This is a genomic window from Mesorhizobium sp. WSM4837 (assembly GCF_055811435.1).
This window is the reverse complement of record NZ_JBVVQE010000215.1, coordinates 1-848: the sequence shown is the minus strand read 5'-3', so window position 1 is coordinate 848 and position 848 is coordinate 1. Positions and strand designations below refer to the sequence as shown.

The window sequence follows — 848 nt, the reverse complement described above, 5'->3', positions numbered from 1 at the left end:
GAACGAACAGTGGATGGGGTGGCCAGTCGGCATTGAATATTCCCAATCCTCCGCCATCGACAATGCTTACAGGCTGCGGGGCAAGCTGATGATCGTCGTCGGCGAAATGGACCGCAATGTCGACCCGTCCTCCTCGCTGCAGCTTGCCGACCGACTCATCAAGGCGGGAAAAGATTTCGACATGGTCTATGTGCCTGGTGCCGATCACAACGCGCCAGGCATCTACACTGAGCGCAAACTCCTGGACTTCTTCGTTCGCAACATTCTCGATCAGACCCCACCCGACTGGAACGCCAGACCAATCGAGATGCAGAATGAAAAATCATGACGACGATGGCGACCGCCAGCTTGTGCCTCTTGCAATTGTTCGCCCGCATTTCGTGGCTGTAATCAAGGCGACGAGCAGATCGTCCCCGCTCGGACGAGCCTGTCATCTAAGACTTGCGCTGCGTATCCACGATATCGGCTCGCCGCGACAACACCCGCATGCGCATGCCGGCGCAATACGTCGGCGTGCTCATCTCTCCCGGTTGACTCTGGTGGTTCCAAAAAAAGAGCGGTTGCCAGGGAGGAGGAACTGCCTCCGGAGATGTGAGGCTCATGTCCAACGGCTACGGCCCGCTGCGGCAAACGGTTCCGCGGCAAAATGGATTTCCGCCACAAGCCGGACACAAACAAAATTATGGTCCGCTCCAACAGTGCGTCGGCAGGCTGTCCCAAGCTCCCCCGCCCAAGCCTGCTGAAGCACTGTGCCGGCGGGGGAGCAATTTTGGTTCTGTTGCAAATTTTTGTTGAACTGAAGCAAGAAGAGATGGCGGGCGGTGCTTATGCGGCGGCGAGGATATCGA

2 protein-coding genes are annotated in these 848 nt (G+C 57.5%); both read left to right on the top strand.

All coding sequences use genetic code 11. From position 1 onward, the window contains the following. A partial coding sequence (locus AC0L3D_RS36790; RefSeq protein WP_473647546.1) for a prolyl oligopeptidase family serine peptidase occupies nucleotides 1-328 on the top strand: 328 nt, incomplete at its 5' end. Between the two features lie 318 nt (nucleotides 329-646). After that, nucleotides 647-848 (top strand): hypothetical protein (locus tag AC0L3D_RS36785; RefSeq protein WP_473647545.1); only part of this gene is annotated, 202 nt, incomplete at its 3' end.